This is a genomic window from Acinetobacter sp. GSS19 (assembly GCF_028621895.1).
Lineage (GTDB): Bacteria > Pseudomonadota > Gammaproteobacteria > Pseudomonadales > Moraxellaceae > Acinetobacter.
Window position 1 is genome coordinate 763,713 of sequence record NZ_CP117520.1, and the last position, 20,049, is coordinate 783,761.

14 protein-coding genes and 5 tRNA genes are annotated in these 20,049 nt (G+C 46.7%); 8 read left to right on the forward strand and 11 right to left on the reverse strand.

Translation table 11 applies throughout. From position 1 onward, the window contains the following. Positions 1-90: 90 nt before the first annotated feature. The 6 genes from PGW99_RS03705 (at position 91) to PGW99_RS03730 (ending at position 10,197) form a co-directional block, all read left to right on the forward strand. Complete coding sequence (locus PGW99_RS03705) at positions 91-3,315, forward strand: lytic transglycosylase (RefSeq protein WP_273778773.1); 3,225 nt, start codon at positions 91-93, stop codon at positions 3,313-3,315. Positions 3,316-3,331: 16 nt separating this feature from the next. Continuing rightward, positions 3,332-5,176: an extracellular solute-binding protein gene (locus tag PGW99_RS03710; protein WP_273779422.1), complete on the forward strand. Its 1,845-nt coding sequence runs from the start codon at positions 3,332-3,334 to the stop codon at positions 5,174-5,176. Positions 5,177-5,209: 33 nt separating this feature from the next. After that, a complete protein-coding gene (locus PGW99_RS03715) occupies positions 5,210-6,280 on the forward strand; it encodes a microcin C ABC transporter permease YejB (RefSeq protein WP_273778774.1) in 1,071 nt (356 codons plus the stop codon). Then, positions 6,280-7,293, forward strand: a complete 1,014-nt coding sequence (locus PGW99_RS03720) for an ABC transporter permease (protein ID WP_273778777.1) — start codon at positions 6,280-6,282, stop codon at positions 7,291-7,293. The genes PGW99_RS03715 and PGW99_RS03720 overlap by 1 nt, the downstream gene beginning before the upstream one ends. Beyond that, complete coding sequence (locus PGW99_RS03725) at positions 7,268-8,884, forward strand: ABC transporter ATP-binding protein (protein WP_273778779.1); 1,617 nt, start codon at positions 7,268-7,270, stop codon at positions 8,882-8,884. Before PGW99_RS03720 ends, PGW99_RS03725 begins: the two co-directional genes overlap by 26 nt. A 62-nt stretch (positions 8,885-8,946) precedes the next feature. After that, complete coding sequence (locus tag PGW99_RS03730) at positions 8,947-10,197, forward strand: NADH:flavin oxidoreductase/NADH oxidase family protein (RefSeq protein WP_273778780.1); 1,251 nt, start codon at positions 8,947-8,949, stop codon at positions 10,195-10,197. 94 nt (positions 10,198-10,291) lie between these two features. Here PGW99_RS03730 and PGW99_RS03735 read toward each other — a convergent pair. From PGW99_RS03735 to argG, 11 genes are all read right to left on the reverse strand, one after another. Then, positions 10,292-10,367 (reverse strand) — tRNA-Glu (locus PGW99_RS03735). A 23-nt stretch (positions 10,368-10,390) separates the two neighbouring features. Beyond that, positions 10,391-10,466 (reverse strand) — tRNA-Glu (locus tag PGW99_RS03740). A 23-nt stretch (positions 10,467-10,489) separates the two neighbouring features. Next, positions 10,490-10,565, reverse strand: a tRNA-Glu gene (locus PGW99_RS03745). Between the two features lie 194 nt (positions 10,566-10,759). Further along, complete coding sequence (locus PGW99_RS03750; protein ID WP_273778782.1) at positions 10,760-11,674, reverse strand: hypothetical protein; 915 nt, start codon at positions 11,672-11,674, stop codon at positions 10,760-10,762. A 130-nt stretch (positions 11,675-11,804) separates the two neighbouring features. Continuing rightward, positions 11,805-13,223 (reverse strand): amino acid permease, encoded by a 1,419-nt coding sequence (locus PGW99_RS03755; RefSeq protein WP_273778784.1) that lies wholly within the window; start codon positions 13,221-13,223, stop codon positions 11,805-11,807. Between the two features lie 107 nt (positions 13,224-13,330). Beyond that, positions 13,331-13,406: transfer RNA gene (locus PGW99_RS03760), tRNA-Glu, on the reverse strand. Between the two features lie 142 nt (positions 13,407-13,548). Beyond that, positions 13,549-13,701: a hypothetical protein gene (locus PGW99_RS03765; RefSeq protein WP_273778785.1), complete on the reverse strand. Its 153-nt coding sequence runs from the start codon at positions 13,699-13,701 to the stop codon at positions 13,549-13,551. A gap of 147 nt (positions 13,702-13,848) precedes the next feature. Next, positions 13,849-13,924, reverse strand: a tRNA-Glu gene (locus PGW99_RS03770). Positions 13,925-13,944: 20 nt separating this feature from the next. Then, positions 13,945-14,604 (reverse strand): ribonuclease T, encoded by a 660-nt coding sequence (gene rnt / locus PGW99_RS03775; protein ID WP_273778787.1) that lies wholly within the window; start codon positions 14,602-14,604, stop codon positions 13,945-13,947. After that, the gene (pyrC, locus tag PGW99_RS03780) at positions 14,589-15,623 is read right to left on the reverse strand and encodes a dihydroorotase (RefSeq protein ID WP_273778789.1); all 1,035 of its coding nucleotides are present in this window, start codon (positions 15,621-15,623) and stop codon (positions 14,589-14,591) included. The genes rnt and pyrC overlap by 16 nt, the downstream gene beginning before the upstream one ends. A 228-nt stretch (positions 15,624-15,851) precedes the next feature. Next, a complete protein-coding gene (gene argG, locus PGW99_RS03785; protein ID WP_273778790.1) occupies positions 15,852-17,210 on the reverse strand; it encodes an argininosuccinate synthase in 1,359 nt (452 codons plus the stop codon). Positions 17,211-17,411: 201 nt separating this feature from the next. On the opposite strand from argG, the gene PGW99_RS03790 reads away from it, so the two are divergent. Together PGW99_RS03790 and PGW99_RS03795 are read left to right on the forward strand one after the other, a co-directional pair. Next, positions 17,412-17,846 (forward strand): hypothetical protein, encoded by a 435-nt coding sequence (locus PGW99_RS03790; RefSeq protein ID WP_326519140.1) that lies wholly within the window; start codon positions 17,412-17,414, stop codon positions 17,844-17,846. 169 nt (positions 17,847-18,015) lie between these two features. Then, complete coding sequence (locus tag PGW99_RS03795; RefSeq protein ID WP_273778791.1) at positions 18,016-20,037, forward strand: NADPH-dependent 2,4-dienoyl-CoA reductase; 2,022 nt, start codon at positions 18,016-18,018, stop codon at positions 20,035-20,037. The last annotated feature ends 12 nt before the right edge of the window (positions 20,038-20,049 follow it).

Sequence of the window (20,049 nt, forward strand, 5' to 3'; positions counted from 1 at the left end):
CCGCTAAATTATGGCCTTGTCTCTCAGACATGCTTCAATAAAATGGCATATCTAAAAAATAAATTTTCACGCGAGTTGTTGGAACTTTTTATGTATAAATCCACCACTGCGATGTGGCAGCCTTCTGCATCGGTCTTTTTTAAAATTACGCTCTTAAGTTCGGCCTTGGCAGCGTTGGGGATTACGACAGGTTGTTCTTCCACTCAAAGTGCAACAACAGTAAATAAATCTAATAACTTAAACTCGAATTATTTAGATGCAGACAGTCTCGATTCACTCGAAGATTTGTTATCCGCAACGGATATGCAGGCAGTAGAGGGGGATCGTCTGCTCATTCTGAAGCATGGTGATGTGTGGAAGCGCATGACGGTGGGTTTCAAAATGGATCTGGATCATTGGGATCCGCGTATTGAAGCACAGCGTAACTGGTTTATTTCGCGTCAGCCCTATCTGGATCGTCTAAGTGCGCGTGCCAGTCGCTATTTGTATCACACGGTGAAAGAAGCCGAGCGTCGTGGCTTGCCTACTGAACTCGCTCTGTTACCTGTGATTGAAAGCTCTTATGATCCCGCAGCGACCAGTAGTGCAGCAGCAGCGGGTTTATGGCAGTTTATTCCGAGTACCGGACGCATCTATGGTCTAAAGCAAACCGATTTATATGACGGCCGTCGTGATGTCGTGGAGTCTACCCGCGCTGCCTATGAGTTTTTAGGTGGCTTGTATAATCAGTTTGGTTCTTGGGAGCTGGCATTAGCGGCATATAACGCGGGCCCAGGCCGTATTCAGCAGGCAATTAACCGCAATAAAGCAGCCGGTTTGCCGACAGATTATTGGTCATTAAAACTGCCGCAGGAAACCATGAACTATGTGCCGCGTTTCCTGGCTGTCGCTCAAATTATCAAAAATCCGCAAGCATATAATGTACGTTTGCCTGCCATCGCGAATCGTCCGCACTTTCGTGAAGTTCAGGTGCCAGCTGCCGTATCCTTGAATGAAGTATCGGCCATTACCGGTTTGAGTCGTGCTGAACTGTATTCATTAAACCCAGGTTACCGTGCTGAGCATATTGATCCGTCTAGTCCAATGCGGATTTTGATTCCAGCCGATCTGAGTCCTACAGTGGACAGTAAATTACGTGGTTTAAAGGCAAATACAGGATTGTTGGCCAGTACACAGCCGGTTTTATCTGATTCAACTGCGGGAAGCAGTACCTCTACGGTACAAACCATTCGTCCTTCTAAAAGTACTCCACCGCCGATGCAGGCTAGTGTGACGCCTGTAAAAACGCCAGTGGCGCCTGCAGTGAGTCACAGTAAAAAAATCTCGACACCACGTGGCTCGGATGCGCTGGCTGCCTTCGCAGGTTCTGCGGATATTCCAAGTGCACCGCGTATTCCAGTGGCTGTTACACCTGCAAGCAATATTCAGCCGGTTAGGATTGAACCACCGATCAGCGCTCAAGAACGCGAACAGTTACAGGCTGCGGTAAAAGCAGAAAATCAGAGTAAGAGTGTCGAAGAGGTTCTACAGCCCAAAGCTTCTCAGGCTGAAAAAGATCAAGTAGTGGCCGAGTTAACAGCTTTGGCACCTCAAGGGACAGAAATTGTCGATCCTTATGATGGCAAGATCAAGCTTACCGCGATCCAAACCAGTCAGTCCGTAGCAGAACAGCAGGGCAAAGAAGTGAGCAAAGGGTTTGCTTATCCAAAAGCCTTGGCTGAAGTGACACCAGCAGATTCAGCTGAAGCCAAACTCAACCGTGGTAAAAACTACGTCAAGACAGATGCTGAAGTAGTTGTAGTACCACCAAAAGGCAAACGTAGTACTTATACTGTCATGTCAGGAGATACCTTGGCACTCATCGCCATTAAAAATGGGGTGAACTGGCGTGATGTCGCGAAGTGGAATCAAATTGATCCAGATGCGACCTTATATGCGGGTACGCCGTTATATCTCTATGATGCAAAACCGCAAGCTGCGATTGATAAACCAAGTCCAAAACCTGCAAGCAAACCTGAAATTTATCTGGTGAAAGCCAATGATAGCTTAACCAGTGTGGCGAATCAGTTTGAACTGTCTTTGCAGGACTTGGCACAGTGGAATGATTTGACAGTGAGCAGCGGATTGCGAGTGGGGCAAAAACTGGTGTTACAGGCACCAGTGGATGAAAACCCAAAATCAGCTGCAAAACCGGTATCCACTACTGCCAATCCAATCAAGACAAAATCTTATACTGTACAACGTGGCGAATATTTGCAGTTGATCGCGGAACGTTATGATCTCTCGAATCAGGAATTGGCGGATTTAACACCAGGACTGACCGCAGGTAGCAAGTTACTGGCTGGACAGAAAATTAATGTACCGGCCAAAGCAGTCACCGGCATTGAAAAACCTGCAGAGGTGAAAGTCCGGGCAACGAAAGCTGAAACTACCAAAGCCCCACCAGCTTATAAAACTGAAAGCTATAAGGTACAACGTGGAGATACCTTGTATAGTATTGCCAACCAGTCAAAAATCAGTTTGAGTGAACTCGCTGAACTGAATGATTTGAGTAATACGAGTGGCTTGCGTGTGGGGCAAACAATTCAGATTCCGGCGGGTAGTACGACTCCAGCGACGTATGTTGTGCAGTCTGGCGATACCCTGATCGGCGTGGCGAATAAATACAATCTGCAATTGGATGACCTTGCTGATCTGAATGGATTAAGTCGTCAAGCCGGTTTGCGTGTTGGCCAGAAAATTAAGCTGACCGGTGAGCCCGTTGCTGCTGTCAAAGAAGAAATGACTTCTAAGGCCTCTCCTGAATTCCACGTGGTGAAGTCCGGTGAGACTTTAACGAGCATTGCAAAGAAATACCATTTACAGTTGAACTATTTAGCTGAATTGAATGGATTGTCACGTGGCAGTAGTGTTCGTGTTGGGCAGCGTTTGAAGTTAGAGGGTGAAATTGACAAAGCTGAAGTTGTGGCCAAAACTGAAATAAATTCAAAAGCAGCAGTTAAAACCAGTAATGCAAATACTGAAAAATATACCGTCAAAGCTGGGGATTCTTTAACCTCAATTGCTGCACGTGTCGGCATTTCAATCAAAGAATTGGCCGAATTGAATGACTTGAGCCCACGCAGTAGCTTGCAACGTGGACAGACCATTTTGGTACCCAAACGCTTCACGGAATATAAAGTGAAACGTGGTGATACCTTGATTGGCCTGGCCAGCAAATATGGTCTGCAAAGTCAGGAACTGGCTGAAATGAATGATTTGAAACCAAGCACTACATTGCGTATTGGTGATGTGATCAAGGTGCCAAATTTATAGGAAGGACATGAGCACGATGCGTCAGTTTTATACTCGGGTTCCATCACTCGCACTTGTATTCGGACTCAGTATGCTGGCGCAAGCTGTGTCTGCTGCCTTGCAGACCACGCCGTATATCGCCTTACATACCCAGCCACGCTATAGTGGCTTGGCCGCCCTGCCTTATGCGAATCCCAAGGCTCCTAAAGGCGGTTTGCTCAGTACCGCTAGCATGGGAACCTTTGATAATTTAAACAGCATGAATGGCAAGGGGAGTTCCACCGAAGGGGTTAATTATCTATTTGATTCCCTAATGGACAGTTCATTGGATGAGCCTGGTGTACTGTATCCGCTGCTGGCAGAGAAAGTCACCTTTGATCCAGAAAAAACCAAATTCGTGATTTTTCATCTTAATCCTAAAGCCCGTTTTAGCAATGGTCAGCCGTTGACTGCACAAGATGTCAAATTCACCTTTGATACCTACCAGAGCAAAGCCAACCCGGGATTGCAGATGTATATTTCGGATCTGGCAAAAACTGAAGTCTTGTCCAAGTACCAAGTCAAATTTCATTTTAAATCTGACAATAACTCGGAAATGCCACTGATTCTGGCGACCTTGCCGATTTATTCCAAGCAGGACTGGCAAGGCAAGGACTTCAGCCGTATCAGTATGCAGCCGATTTTGGGGTCAGGACCCTATGTGATTGACCGGATTGATGCCGGACGTAGTATTACCTATAAACGCAATCCCAATTATTGGGGGAAAGATCTGGTCATCAATCGTGGCCGTTATAATTTTGACAAAATCAAATATGTCTATTACCGCAATCTAGATATTGCCTTTGAAGGTTTTAAATCTGGGCAATATACCCTGCATGAGGAAATGACTGCGCGTAAATGGGTCACCGAATATCGGTTTCCTGCAGTGACGGCCGGAATGGTAAAAAAATACCGTTTCCAGCATCACAACCCGATTGCCACACAAAGTTTTATTTTTAATACCCGCCGTAGTCCTTTTCAGGATATCCGTCTACGCCAAGCTTTAACATATGCCTATGATTTTGAATGGCAAAACAAGGCGCTGTTTTATGGTCAGTATCGACGCCTGCAGAGTTATTTTAGCAACAGTGAGTTAGAGGCACGCGGTACACCAAGTGCTGCAGAAATGCAGATACTCAAACCGTTATTGTCGGGTTTGCCGCCCTTACAGCGTCAAGGGGTCATGTTGAACTGGAAATATCCGGTTTCCGATGCCAGCGGATTTAACCGCAATAACCTGTTGGTTGCCCGTCAAATGCTGTTAGACGCGGGTTATCCAATTCGCGGAGGGCAACTTTATGATCGTCAGGGCAAGCCGATCCAGATCGAATTCCTGATTCATCAGGATGGTTTACAGCGCACCTTGATGCCATTTGTCCGCAATCTGAAAAAACTCGGGATTGTGGTGAATATCCGTCAGGTTGATTTGCCGCAATATATTGAACGGATGCGCCGCTTTGATTTTGATATGACCACTGGGGTCATGCCGCAGTCACTGACGCCGGGGAATGAACAGGCTCAGCTCTGGGGTAGTGCTGCTGCGGATCAGGTTGGCAATTTCAATTATGCCGGGATCAAGAGTCCGGCAATTGATCAAGTTGTACAAAGTGTGATTCGTGCGCCGAACCGGCAACAACTGGTGATTCGTACCCGTGTATTGGACCGTTTATTGCGTGCAGGTTATTATCAGATTCCAACCTACGGTAAAGGTGAGAACTGGCTGGCTTATTGGAACATGTATCGTCAGCCACAAATCAAGCCTAAACTGTCTACCGGGATTGATTATTGGTGGGTCGATTCTAGACAGGCACAAAAAGTAAACCAATACCTACGTCAACAATAACTACAGCTTAAAGTCATAAGGAACCTCGTTTCGATGGGCACATATATATTAAAAAGACTGCTGTTGATTATTCCTACGCTGTTTTTCATCTTGCTGATTAACTTTGTGGTGATTCAGCTGGCACCCGGAGGCCCTGTCGAGCAAGCCATTCAGCAGGCAGAAAGCTTTCAGGGAATGAAAGGTGCTGCTGGGGCGGAAACGGCAAATACGCCGAATAGTCATTATCAGGGTGCACGTGGTCTCAGTGAAGAAATGGTGGAGAAAATTAAGGCCCAGTATGGCTTTGACAAGTCAGCGCCAGAACGTTTCTGGATTATGCTGAAGGGGTATCTGACGCTGGATTTTGGTACCAGTTTTTTTAAAGACAAACCAGTGACTCAGCTTCTCTATGAAAAAATGCCGGTCACCATTTCCCTGGGATTATGGAGCACCTTGCTGATCTATCTGGTGTCGATCCCGCTGGGCATCAAAAAAGCCAAACAGCATGGCATGATCTTTGATAAAGCGACCTCCTTGTTGCTGGCCGTGGGTTATGCAGTTCCGGCTTTTGTGTTTGGTGTATTGTTGATTGTTTTTTTTGCTGGGGGAAGCTACTTTCAATGGTTCCCGTTACAGGGGCTGGTTTCAGAAAATTTCTATGAACTCAGCTGGCTAGATAAGATTCAGGATTATTTCTGGCACATGACCCTGCCATTATTGACCATGGTGTTGGGCAGTTTTGCCGGCCTGACCTATCTCACGAAATATTCTTTTATGGAAGAGCTGAACAAGCAATACGTTCTGGCGGCGCGCGCCAAAGGCTTGAGTGAAAACCGTGTATTGTATGGACACGTGTTCCGCAATGCCATGCTGATTGTAATTGCGGGCTTGCCTGAGGCATTGATTGGCATTTTCTTTGTCGGCAACCTGTTTATCGAAATTATTTTTAATCTGGATGGCTTGGGGTTACTCGGTTTTGAAGCCGTGGTGCAACGTGATTATCCGGTAATTTTTGGCACCCTGTTTATTTTTACCTTGTTGGGACTACTCTTGCGGCTGGTCAGTGATGTGTTGTACCAGATTATTGACCCACGGATTAACTTTGATGCACGAGGAGTGAAATAATGTCTCCTCTCATGCAAGCGCGTTTACAGCGATTTAGAAAAAATAGACTCGGCTTTGGCTGTCTGATCGTTTTTATCGTGGTCTTTGTGTTGTCTGTTGCGGCAGAGTTGATCGCGAATGACAAACCGCTATTGGTTCGTTATGACCAGCAATTTTATCTTCCTATCCTGAAGCGTTATCCCGAAACCACCTTTGGCGGTGTATTTGAAACAGAAGCCGATTATAAAGATCCGGTGGTGCAACAATTAATTGAGGACAAAGGGTGGGCGATCTGGCCACTGATTGAATATTCCTATCAGACACCGAATCTGGACTTGGCTGTTCCAGTGCCTTCCCCCCCGACAGCTCAAAACTGGCTCGGCACCGATGATCAGGGGCGTGATGTCCTGGCACGGATTCTTTATGGCCTGCGGGTTTCTCTGCTGTTCGGTTTTGCCCTGACGTTTATTTCGGCCATTCTCGGCATTTTGGTCGGTGCATTGCAGGGCTATTACGGCGGTTGGGTGGATCTGTTTGGACAGCGGGTATTGGAAGTCTGGGGTGGCCTACCGATGCTGTTTATGGTGATGATTCTGGTCAGCATGTTTACCCCGAATGTGTACTGGCTGTTTTTGATCATGTTGCTGTTTGGCTGGCCGGCACTGGTCGGATTGGTGCGTGCAGAGTTTTTACGCGCGCGTAATTTTGATTATGTCCGTGCTGCGCGTGCACTCGGGGTGAGTGATCGTACCATTATGTTCCGGCATATTTTGCCCAATGCGATGAGTTCATCGCTGTCACAATTGCCTTTTATGCTCACGGCGAATATTACTGCTTTAACCGCTTTAGACTTTCTGGGTTATGGTCTACCACCCGATGCAGCCTCCTTGGGGGAACTGCTTTTACAAGGTAAAAACAACCTGAATGCCCCTTGGTTGGCACTGTCTGGCTTTTTTACCTTGGCCCTGGTGTTGTCACTGTTAATTTATATTGGGGAGGCGACACGCGATGCATTCGATCCAAGACGCCAATAAGCCGATTGAGCCCTGTCTGAGCGTACGGCATTTACAGATTCAAAATGCCCAGCAGCAATCTTTGGTCCAAGACCTGAGCTTTGATCTGTATCCCGGTAAAACACTGGCGATTGTTGGGGAAAGTGGTTCAGGAAAGTCGATCAGTAGTCTGGCACTGTTGGGATTGTTACCGAGTAGTCTATCTGTTTCCGGACAGGCTTACCTGCAAGAGCAGGATCTGCTGGCTCTTCCTGAAGCTCAGAAACGTCAGATTCGCGGCCATAAAATTGCAATGATTTTTCAGGAACCGATGACTGCGCTTAATCCACTGCATCGGGTTGAAAAAATCATTGGTGAAACGCTGTTGCTGCAAGGCTGGCCGAAAGCTCGCGTGCGTGAGCGGGTTATTGATCTATTAAATGACGTGGGTATTCCTGAGCCAGAAAGTAAACTGCGACGTTATCCGCATGAGCTGTCTGGAGGGCAGCGCCAGCGTGTGATGATCGCAATGGCACTGGCCTTGGATCCCGAGATTCTGATTGCAGATGAGCCGACGACTGCACTGGATGTCACCTTACAAGCACAAATCCTGAACTTGCTGCAATCTTTGCAACAAAGCCGTTGTATGGCACTGATCCTGATCAGCCATGATTTGAATCTGGTACAGCGTTATGCAGATCAGGTGGTTGTAATGAATCAGGGCCGCGTAGAGGAACAGGGGGCCGTGCAGGATATTTTTAGCCAACCCAAGGCGGCTTATACTCGGCATTTGCTTAACCATGATTTTGGCGAAGCATTACAGTTGCAGCCTCAGCAAACACTATTGCAGCTTAGCGCTGTTGGCGTGAAATTCCCCATCAGACAAGGCCTGCTCAACCGGATCAAAGATTATTATGTCGCGGTTGAGCCCTTGGATTTGACCCTGTTACAGGGGGAGTCGATCGGAATCGTCGGTGAGAGTGGTTCCGGTAAAACTTCTCTGGCTTTAGCGATTGCACGGCTGATCGAGAGTGATGGTCGAATTGAGCTGCTGGGTCAGGATTTGAACCAATTTTCAGAAAGACAGTTGCGCCCCTTACGTAGTCAGTTTCAGATTGTGTTTCAGGATCCGTTTAGCAGCTTGAATCCACGCATGACCGTACAGCAGATTATTGCGGAAGGCTTGGCTCTGCAGTCATTATCGCAGGAGCAGATCGTAGAGCGGATTGATGAAGCCCTGATCAAGGTTGAGCTGCCTGTAGAGTTTAAACAGCGCTATCCACATGAGCTATCAGGTGGCCAACGGCAGCGGGTGGCTTTGGCACGTGCTTTAGTGCTACAACCGCAGCTCATCATCATGGATGAACCCACCTCAGCATTAGATCGTACTACACAACGTGCGATTGTGAAACTGCTGCGTCGTTTGCAGCAGGAACAGCAGCTCAGTTACCTGTTTATCAGTCATGATTTGCAGGTCGTACGTGCACTCTGCCAGAAAGTGCTGGTCCTGCGACATGCTCAGGTTGTGGAACTGCAACCGACAGCTCAACTGTTTGCCCAGCCACAATCGGAATATACCCGACAGTTGATTGCCGCAAGCCAATATACATCAAATGGAATTGAGCGTGGCTGAATCGGAATAGTTAGAATAATAACCAATGGCTGATCTCGCCGGACAGGACAGAGGAGAACAAGATGAATCGACTGGCTGAACCGCTGATCCTTCGCGGCATTACGCTGAAAAATCGAATTGTTAAAGCCGCGATGAGCGAAGCTCTGGCCAATGATCTAGGGCAGCCCAACCAGCAACATTTACGGCTGTATGAAGCTTGGGTGAAAGGTGGTTTGGGCTGTGCCATTAGTGGCAATGTCATGGTAGATGGTCATGCCAAAAATGAACCCGGTGTTGTGGTCATTGAAAATGAACGGGATCTAGATGTGTTGCGGCAGTGGGCTGAGATCGGCAAGCAATACGCGATGGTGCAACTGATTCAGTTGTCGCATCCGGGTCGACAATGTCCCAAAGGCTTAAACCGTGAAACAGTTGCCCCTTCAGCGGTACCATTTAGTGCGAATTTGGCCTCGATGTTTGCCACGCCCCGTGAACTGGCAGAGTCTGAAATTGAAGACATCATCCAGCGTTTTGCACGTGCGGCACAGATTTGTGAGCAGGCTGGATTCGAAGGTGTGCAATTACATGGTGCGCATGGCTATCTGATCAGTGAATTTCTATCTCCCTTGACCAATCAGCGTCAGGATCAATGGGGTGGTTCGATTGAGAACCGTTGCCGTTTCCTGTTGCGGATCTATCAGGCCGTACGTGAGGTCACATCAGCAGATTTTATCGTTGCGGTGAAACTGAATTCGGCGGATTTCCAGCGTGGTGGTCTGACTGAGGACGAGGTGATCAGCGTATTTAAGATGCTCGATCAAGCGGGTGTGGATCTCATTGAAATCTCGGGTGGCAACTACGAAGTACCTGCGATGACAGGTAAGATGGATCAGCCATTAAAAGCCAGTACGATTGCACGCGAGGCCTATTTCTTGGCCTTTGCCGAGAAAATCCGCCATTATGTCCAATGTCCATTAATGGTTACAGGGGGCTTTCGTACGGTACAGGGCATGAATGCGGCTTTGCAAAGTTCTGCATGTGATTTGATTGGTATAGCACGACCTTTTGCACTGCAAACTGATCTGACCGAACAGTTGATCACTGGGCAGGATGTGAAATATGCCATACGGCCAGTGAAAAGTGGCTGGGCTGCACTCGATAAAAAAGCCATTCTGGAAATTATCTGGTATGCCGCACAATTTAAAGCCATTGCGCAGGGTAAAGCCCCCAATCCGAATTTATCGCCGATCGGGGTGTTTCTCAAATACGCCCGGCGTAATGCGAAAGCGATTCTATATGGACGCTTAAACTCGCGTGTGCAATCTGGCCAGTGAGGGGTAATATGAATGATCGCGATTTGAAAGCAAGCAATAAAAAAGCCTGATTCATAATGATCAGGCTTTTTTATGAAGATAACATCTTCGAATATGGCGTCCCTACGGGGATTCGAACCCCGGTTACCGCCGTGAAAGGGCGATGTCCTAGGCCTCTAGACGATAGGGACTTATTTGAGGCAGATCTGAAAATTGGCGTCCCTACGGGGATTCGAACCCCGGTTACCGCCGTGAAAGGGCGATGTCCTAGGCCTCTAGACGATAGGGACTTATTTGAGGCAGATCTGAAAATTGGCGTCCCTACGGGGATTCGAACCCCGGTTACCGCCGTGAAAGGGCGATGTCCTAGGCCTCTAGACGATAGGGACGTTTCAGAGGTGGGCGTATATTAGGGTGAATTCTGAGGTCTGTCAAACAATTTTCTGCCATGAAATTATAATATTCTTTTGATCGCCTAAAAAGACAGCATCTTGCTGTGTGGTGTTATTTGCTTTGAAGCAGAAATACTTGAGATGAGTTCAAGATAAAGGCGTAATGTGCTGAGTTTGCTCATTCCTATGCTTCAAGTTAAGACCATGGGTTTTTGTTCAGGATTAGACAGGGTTTCAACAATGCATTGGATAACTGTGGGATGTTGTAAGTAACCACTAATGTCATGGGGATCGACCAGAAAGGTACGAATGGAATGGTTAATAATTGCTGGCTCAAATTGGAATGGAGGAGCATCCAAGGCGAAACAGCTGACAAAATCATCGGGGGAGTAAAAATTATACCAATGCCCGTGCAGGCAGTCGGGATAAACAATCGGTTGGGGGATCTTGGACTGAATAACATGAAAAGCCAGTGGTGAACCCAAAGTGATGAGTGCTTTCAGCCGAAAGTGAGCTGGGAGCTGTCGAATTACGTTATAGGCGACCACTGTCCCCAGAGAATGGGCAACGATCAGATAGTCTTCATCAGTTTTTAGGCATTGCCGAATCCGGCAATTTACCTCATCAATAAACTGGTGATTACTGAGGTAAAGATAGGCTTCCACAATAAACTCATGCATTAAGTCTTCATGCAGTTTGGGGAAATAATTCAGCATCATAATGAAATCTTTCAAGACATAGTCTTTGGCCATCTGTGAAAGCAGATAAATTTTGCTGGAAAAAGACAAATTCGGATTGCTTAAAAATCGGGGCAGGAACGGAGTCTGATTGGTGGTGGTGAGATCAAGCAGATGCGGTTTGAGCAAAGAATGCAGTGGCTTGCTCGGTGTCTGATTAAAAGTGAAACTGCCAATGTTGAGCGTATTACGCAAGCCATAATGCTCGAGTACATCACCATAGAACGGAAACTCCAGGCTACATTCACTTAGCATGCGAGTACAGTTCAGGTTCTGAAAACCCAGTTGTAAAACTTCAAGCCAGTACTGTTTTAAGGCAATCGCATCCAGATTCTGCTGGTTGATCCCATGAATAAATACTATTTTCATGCTGCTTGGCCTGTCTGACATCAAGCTTCTTTTTACTTTACGCTTGAACAGCCTGTCCAGCTAGAACCGCATGCATAAAAAAGTGTAGCCTTTTGCTACACTTCCAGAACTGAATAAAAATCACGGCATCCTAGGCACGCGGATGGTATAAGAGAAAATAACTCAGGTAGCATGCCGCCATAAAAATGAGGCAGCCGATAAATCCGACCAACATTTCCGGATCTGCAGCCATACTGAGACAGGTAATTAGGCAGAACACCAAGCCTAGAATCGGAATTAGAGGAAACCATGGCACAGCAAACTTTAATTCCTGCCGTTGATGGCCTTGACGATACCATTCGCGACGGAAATTAAACTGGCTGAGACAGATACTCATCCAGACCACCACCATGGTAAAGGCGGCGATACCCAGCAAGTTCTTAAAAATAGTTTCTGGAGCAAACTGTTCTGAGAGCAGGCCTGGAATGGCACCCAATAGGGTCACAAGAATTGCGATATACGGCGTGCCCGACTGGCTGAGTCTAGAAAAAATGGCGGGTAATTGTTTGCGAACCGACAATGACCACATCATGCGGGAAGCCGCAAACAGACCGGAATTGGCTGCCGATAACAGAGCTGTAATAATCACGAAACGCATCAGGTCTTCTGCATAAGGAATACCCAGATAACTAAAAACCGTAACAAAAGGACTGCTACTCACGCCAGCTGTATGCAGACCGGCTTGCTCATACGGGAGCAGGGCACTGATGACGACAATGGTGCCGATAAAGAAAATCAGCAAACGCCAGATGGCCGTGTTAATGGCTTTTGGAACCTGCTTCGCCGGATCCTTGCTTTCACCTGCTGCGACACCGATCAGCTCAGTACCAGAAAAGGCAAAGTTCACGATTAACATAGTGGCAAAAATTGGAAAAATGCCTTGTGGAAACCAGCCATGCGTGGTCAGGTTACTGAACAACGGGGCAGTTTCTTGTCCCTGAAAAGACAACAGTCCAAATATTGCCAGGAGGCCTAATGCGATAAAGCTCGTCACGGTGATCACTTTGACCAGTGCCAGCCAGAATTCAGATTCGGCAAAGATCCGAGTTGAGCTGATGTTGAGAATCAAGACCAGTGCGGCAAACATCAGCGTCCAGATCCATACGGGAATCGTTGGAAACCATTCTTGCATCAGTAAGGCGGCCGCAGTAAATTCGGTGCCGAGCGTTGCTGTCCATGTCAGCCAATATAGCCAGGTGATCATGTAACCGGTGGCCGGGCCAATAAAATGCTGGGCATAGACCCCGAAAGAACCCGAGGAGGGCATGTGTACGGCCAGTTCACCTAGACACAACATCACCATATAGGCGATTAGGCCACCGAGAAAGTAGGCAAGAATTGCCCCTATTGGTCCTGTTTGAGCAATCACCTCACCTGAACCTAGGAAAAGTCCTGTTCCGATGGCACCGCCCAAAGACAGCATGACCAGATGTCGGGTACTCATCGCACGTTTTAAGGAAGCAGAAAGATCCTGATGCAAGACATCATTCGGAGAATGTGAAGGCAGCATGCAATAAGAAAAAATCAGAATAGAAGAAGGACGCTATTTTAGATAAAAAGCAGGATTGTTCAATGTGATTTTTATGGTAGGGTAAAATGAAGTAAAGCAGATATAGATGGCGTCCCTACGGGGATTCGAACCCCGGTTACCGCCGTGAAAGGGCGATGTCCTAGGCCTCTAGACGATAGGGACGTCGTAAGGTGGTGCTATATTAGGAATTTACCCAGGGACTGTCAAACAATAATTGTGTTGATTTATGCCAAAACGATGTGTTTGTTCAAAAAATGGTTGAAAAGCGGAAAGCACCATATGATCAACACACATAGGAGTTAAATTAGCGATCTGGCGTTTGGGCGCTGGAACTTGGCTTAGCGGTCACTGACTTGGCGGATGGTTCAGCTTTATTCTGGTTGACGATGTATAAATACAGGATAGAGGGTGAAATAATCAGGGCAACCAAGAGAATCTTTTTCAGGATTTTGTTCATAAGCTCATTAAAAATAAACAATATTTAGACATTATAAACGGAAATTTGAGCTTTATCGCGCGTGAGCGATAGGTAGTAATACATTCTGTCGATAGAGAAGTAAAATCTTAAAAGAAATCGATCGTAATGAAACTAAAGAGGAGAGATTGGCGTCCCTACGGGGATTCGAACCCCGGTTACCGCCGTGAAAGGGCGATGTCCTAGGCCTCTAGACGATAGGGACGTTTAGAAGATGGCGGTATCTTATTGATCCGCCACCGTATTGTCAAGCAAGTGGGGTCCAAGTTTGTTTAAAATATAGCAAAACAGTTCGGCCGTCTTTTGCGTGTCATATAAGGCAGAATGGGCTTCTTTGCCATCAAATTCAAGCCCAGCCTGAATACAGGATTTTGCCAGGACGGTTTGACCAAACATCATCGCACTCAAAGTTACGGTATCAAAGACCGAAAAACTATGAAATGGATTCTGGTTTTTGGTTCCGGTACGGGCAATCGCAGCCTGCAGAAAGCCGAGATCAAAATGGGCATTATGGCCGACCAAAATCGCATGCGTACATTGCTGTTGGCGGCGTGTCTCATTGATCACTTTAAAGAGACGTTTTAAGGCACTTTTTTCATCTTCAGCCATGGCAACACGCATCGGATTAAACGGATCGATGCCAATAAAGTCCAGTGAGCGGCGATCCAGATTGGCCCCTTCAAATGGATTAATGTGTGCATGTACCGCTTCACCCGGTATAAATTGGCCATGCTCGTCATAAATAATCGGAATACAGGCAATTTCGAGTAAGGCATCGGTTTTGGAATTAAAACCTGCCGTTTCTACATCGACAACGACAGGTAAAAATCCACGAAAACGTTGACCGATGACTGGGGGGGCATCAGTGGTCACACTTTCCTCCATTGGATGGTTTGTCCAGCATACAACGGAATGATTTTTTCACCATCAAGATAGTCGAAACTTTCAGGAATGACCTGAGCTTCTTTGACTAGTGTAATTGTGCTGGTATTGCGTGGCAGACCATAGAAATCCGCACCAAAATGGCTGGCAAAACCTTCAAGGCGATCCAGTTTGTTGACCTGATCAAAGGCTTGCGCATACAGTTCAATCGCTGTTGGTGCGCTATAACAACCGGCACAACCACAGGCATTTTCTTTAGCATTTTTCGAGTGCGGTGCACTGTCTGTGCCTAAGAAGAATTTTGGATTGCCACTGGTCGCGACTTCCAGCAACGTTTGCTGATGGGTCTGACGTTTCAAGATTGGCAAGCAGTAAAAATGTGGCTTGATGCCACCGACCAACATGTCGTTGCGGTTGAATAACAGGTGCTGTGGGGTAATGGTTGCAGCAACGTTGCGATCCTGTTCCAGTACAAACTGGGCTGCATCTGAGGTAGTGATGTGTTCAAGCACCAGTTTTAGTTTCGGGAATTGCTTTAACAATGGTGACAATACTTCATCCAAGAAGCGTTTTTCACGGTCGAAAATATCCACATGTGAATGGGTCACTTCACCATGTAACAGTAAAGGAACCTGATGTTCTTCAAGCTGCTCGATCACCGCATACACTTTGCGGATGTCACTGACACCATTGTCCGAGTTAGTGGTGGCACCTGCTGGATACAATTTTATGGCATTAACATGTTCAGACGCTTTGATTTTACGTACTTCATCGGGTGAAGTTTGATCGGTGAAATACAACACCATGCGTGGATCAAAATTCATGCCTTCAGGAACATGCGCCATAATGCGTTCACGGTATGCCAAGGCTTCTTCAACCGTTTTCACTGGTGGAACCAGATTCGGCATACAGATCGCACGGGAAAACTGGCGTGCCAAGTCAGGAACCGTTCTTTTAAGCGCAAGGCCATCACGCAAATGAGCATGCCAGTCGTCTGGCTGGAGAATCGTTAGGGTATTCAAGGCAATTCAGACTTAAAAATAAAACAAATGATAATCGATAAACTGTGAAAATGGTAACGGGATTTCTGATCCTGCGGAAAAATTCGGCAGATCAATAAGTACAGTATGTCTGAACGTGGATAGATGAAGAAAAAAGCTGCAATGAGAGGGTTAAGAGGCGGACTAACACTGTAAAAATGAAGCATGAAAAAACCGCCTGCAGGAGGCGGTTTTTCTTGAAAGTAAAACTTATTTGTTTTTGTCTTTCAATTGTGGAACTGCAGAGCCTGCACCAATAGAAAGCAGGCCAGAGTTGGTATAGATGCCCAATTTTGCACGGGTATCGGTGATGTCAAGATTACGCATAGTCAATTGACCGATACGATCCATCGGCGTAAACATCGAGTCACCTTTCTCCATAGTCAAACGCTCAGCTTCATAAGTGAGGTTTGGAGATTCAGTGTTCATGATGGTGTAGTCATTACCACGACGCAACTCAAGCGTTACTGTACCGGTAATGGCTTTTGCCACCCAACGTTGGGCAGTTTCACGTAGCATCAAGGCTTGAGAATCAAACCAGCGGCCTTGGTACAACAAGCGACCTAAACGTAAACCGTTAATGCGGTATTGTTCGATGGTGTCTTCGTTATGAATACCTGTTACCAAACGCTCATAGGCGATATGCAGGAGCGCCATCCCCGGTGCTTCATAGATCCCGCGAGATTTTGCTTCGATGATACGGTTTTCAATTTGGTCGGACATACCCAAACCATGGCGGCCACCAATGCGGTTGGCTTCAAGGATGAGTTCAACCGGGTTTTCAAAACGCTGACCATTCAACGCAACTGGCATACCTTCTTCAAATGTCACGCTGACTTCTTCAGCCTTGATTTCAACGTCGTCTTTCCAGAACGCGACACCCATGATTGGCTCAACAATTTTGATGCCTGCATCCAGATATTCGAGATCTTTGGCTTCGTGAGTTGCACCGAGCATGTTGGAGTCAGTCGAGTAAGCTTTTTCTTTTGACATTTTATAGTCAAAGCCATTGTCGATCAGGAACTGTGACATTTCGGCACGGCCACCCAATTCATCAATGAATGTTTGGTCTAGCCATGGTTTGTAGATTTTAAGATTCGGATTGGTCAACAGGCCATAACGGTAGAAACGCTCAATGTCGTTACCTTTATAGGTCGAACCATCACCCCAGATGTTGACTTCATCTTCTTTCATTGCAGTTACCAGCATGGTACCGGTTACTGCACGGCCAAGTGGTGTGGTGTTGAAGTAAGGAACACCACCCGTGCTGATATGGAATGCACCACACTGAATCGCAGCAATACCTTCAAGTGCCAACTGCAGACGGCAGTCTACAAGACGTGCTTTGATTGCACCGTAAGCTTCAGCTTTCTTTGGAATCGCATCGTAGTCATCTTCATCTGGCTGACCAAGATTGGCTGTGTAGGCATAAGGCATTGCGCCTTTTTGTTTCATCCACAATAAAGCTGCAGAAGTATCTAGACCACCTGAGAAAGCGATCCCGACTTTTTGACCTACTGGTACATTCTGCAAGATGGTTGCATTATCAGTCATTGCTTGTCCTAACATTATAAAATAGGCACCACGAATTGGCTGCCTTGGAAAATCGTAAAATGGGGATATTGTAGCACTTTTCCCGCCGCTTGTTTTCGATAAACCGATCAAGTCCTAAAAAATTCTCCGTGATGCAGTAATGGCACGAATGGTAGTTTTGGTGTGTGCCAAACCTGAAGTGTGCTACACCTTAAATTTAAAACAGCAATACATGAAATGCTGTGTGTAGGCAGGGTAAATGGCAGGACTGTTCCTGAGCCGAATTTGCGTTATAGTGGACGTTATTTGGGGGATCTGTTGATGTTGCATAAAACACCTTTCTCGGGCTTTCCCGTTGCATCACTAAACCAGACCGTTGCCATGGTGCATGCCCTATATGCGGGTTTGATGGCTTTTGCTTTGGTTTTATTTGTTTATCTCGAATATCAGAAATCCATGACGGACCTGCCGACCTTATTGAGTTTGGTGCTGGTTTTACTGCTCATCTTGATTCTCAATTTGAAGGCCTACCGAGATGTGAAGCAGGGGCAGAACAAGGGATTATGGTTATCTCGGATTTTGGCCGTGTTGATGTTACCCAGTTTTCCGATTGGCACCGTGCTTGGCCTGATTGTGTTATGGAAAACTTTACCGAATCAGTGGCAATCTTGAGCAGCGCGTTAATCCTTGTGACTCGTATAAGTCTGTATTGATCATAACTTCACTTGCCATTGACCGGATTGCCCAATATTTGTGGCTACCTGGTCATCCCTTCGCTGAAAAAAATCATTAAAGTAACGTAGAACGGATAAAAAACTAGAATTTATAACAAGGAGAACGCATGACCCAGTTTAGCCATGTGCTGAGTCCATTGTCGTTGGGCTTCACTACTTTAAAAAATCGTGTTGTGATGGGGTCCATGCACACTGGTCTGGAGGATCGTTTCTATAATTATCCTAAACTCGCGGCATTTTTTGCGGAACGGGCCAAAGGTGGTGTTGGACTGATTATTACGGGCGGTATTTCTCCTAACCGTCAGGGCTGGTTGTTGCCTGCGGGGGGCACCATGAGCAGTCTGGCCGATTTACCCCATCACCGTTTGCTGACCCATGCTGTACATAAGCATGGCAGCAAGATTTTATTGCAAATTCTTCATGCTGGACGCTATGGTTATCAGCCTTTTGTGGTTTCTGCGAGTCCGGTTAAATCTCCCATTTCTCCTTTCAAACCGCGGGAAATGACCGAAAAACAGATTCTAAAAACGATTGAAGATTATGCTCAGAGTGCCCGTTTGGCAAAAAAAGCCGGTTATGATGGTGTTGAAATCATGGGATCGGAAGGCTATCTACTGAATCAGTTTCTGAGCCAGCAGGTCAATCAACGCAAAGATCGTTGGGGTGGACCGATTGAAAATCGGATGCGATTCGCTGTCGAAGTGGTCAAAGCTGTGCGTGCTGCAGTCGGTGAGCAATTTATTCTCTCTTTTCGCTTGTCATTGCTGGATTTGGTACCACAGGGCAATACCATGGCAGAGGTGATTATTGTTGCAAAGGCACTGGAAAAAGCCGGCATCACTTTGCTGAACAGCGGTATTGGCTGGCATGAAGCGCGTGTGCCTACCATTGTAACCTCTGTGCCGCGTGCTGCATTTGTTGACTATACAGCCGAGGTAAAACAGCATGTGAGCATTCCAGTGATTGCTGCCAATCGTATCAATATGCCAGAAGTGGCGGAAAAGATCCTTGCGGAAGGTAAGGCTGACCTGATCCAGATGGCGCGGCCATTTTTAGCGGATCCTTTCTGGGTAAATAAAACGGCAAGTAACCGCGTCGATGAAATTAATACCTGTATTGCCTGTAATCAGGCCTGTCTGGATCATACCTTCAAACATCAGCGCGTGACCTGTCTGGTGAATCCACAGGCAGGCTATGAAACGGAATTGCATTATCCGAAAACCCGTCATCCCAAAAAAGTGGCGGTGGTAGGTGCTGGGGTGGCCGGATTATCTGCGGCAACGATTGCTGCCCAGCGCGGTCATAATGTGACCTTGTTCGAAGCTAAAGCTGAGGTCGGTGGTCAATTTAATTTGGCTAAGGTGATTCCGGGTAAAGAAGAATTTTATGAAACCTTGCGCTATTTTCAGGTGCAGCTAACTAAGACTGGTGTTGATTTACGGCTGAATACCCGAATCAACCGTGAACAGTTGGAGCGAGAAGGTTTTGATGAAGTACTGATTGCGACTGGGGTCGTGCCACGTGGCCTTAAAATTCCAGGCTCAGATCTGCCTCATGTATTGTCTTATGCCGAGGTGCTCCAAGGCGCAAGCGTTGGAAAACGTGTTGCAGTCATCGGTGCAGGCGGCATTGGTTTTGATGTGGCTGAGTTTTTATTGAAACCGACAACACCACAACCCCTGTCTGAATGGCAACAGGAATGGGGGGTAGACGCCCATCCACATTACACAAGTGCAGGTGGACTGGTTCAACCTCATATTGAAGCCCCATTACGAGAAATTTTTTTATTGCAGCGTAAAACGACTGCCTTTGGTGCAGGATTGGGGAAAACCTCCGGTTGGGTGCATCGTGCACAACTGAAAAAGCACGCGGTGCGGATGTTGAGTGGCGTACAATATAAAGCTGTAACCCAAGAAGGATTGTGGATTGAATATCAGGGACATGAACAGTTATTGCGTGTTGATAGCATTGTGGTTTGTGCAGGGCAAGAATCTGTCAATGCGCTGATGCCAACAGCTGGTGAGTCAACTTTAGCGCGTTATCAGATCATTGGTGGGGCTAAACTGGCTGCAGAACTTGATGCCAAACGTGCGATCCGTGAAGGTGCTGAATGGGCAGCCAAAATTTAGCAAGTTGATGAA

Coding starts and splice junctions, on each gene's coding strand:
- argG (WP_273778790.1), bottom strand. CDS start 17,210: ATGTTAGGACAAGCAATGACTGATAATGCAACCATCTTGCAGAATGTA.
- PGW99_RS03705 (WP_273778773.1), top strand. CDS start 91: ATGTATAAATCCACCACTGCGATGTGGCAGCCTTCTGCATCGGTCTTT.
- PGW99_RS03725 (WP_273778779.1), top strand. CDS start 7,268: ATGCATTCGATCCAAGACGCCAATAAGCCGATTGAGCCCTGTCTGAGC.
- PGW99_RS03765 (WP_273778785.1), bottom strand. CDS start 13,701: ATGAACAAAATCCTGAAAAAGATTCTCTTGGTTGCCCTGATTATTTCA.
- PGW99_RS03730 (WP_273778780.1), top strand. CDS start 8,947: ATGAATCGACTGGCTGAACCGCTGATCCTTCGCGGCATTACGCTGAAA.
- PGW99_RS03720 (WP_273778777.1), top strand. CDS start 6,280: ATGTCTCCTCTCATGCAAGCGCGTTTACAGCGATTTAGAAAAAATAGA.
- PGW99_RS03715 (WP_273778774.1), top strand. CDS start 5,210: ATGGGCACATATATATTAAAAAGACTGCTGTTGATTATTCCTACGCTG.
- PGW99_RS03710 (WP_273779422.1), top strand. CDS start 3,332: ATGCGTCAGTTTTATACTCGGGTTCCATCACTCGCACTTGTATTCGGA.
- PGW99_RS03790 (WP_326519140.1), top strand. CDS start 17,412: ATGCTGTGTGTAGGCAGGGTAAATGGCAGGACTGTTCCTGAGCCGAAT.
- PGW99_RS03795 (WP_273778791.1), top strand. CDS start 18,016: ATGACCCAGTTTAGCCATGTGCTGAGTCCATTGTCGTTGGGCTTCACT.
- PGW99_RS03755 (WP_273778784.1), bottom strand. CDS start 13,223: ATGCTGCCTTCACATTCTCCGAATGATGTCTTGCATCAGGATCTTTCT.
- rnt (WP_273778787.1), bottom strand. CDS start 14,604: ATGGAGGAAAGTGTGACCACTGATGCCCCCCCAGTCATCGGTCAACGT.
- PGW99_RS03750 (WP_273778782.1), bottom strand. CDS start 11,674: ATGAAAATAGTATTTATTCATGGGATCAACCAGCAGAATCTGGATGCG.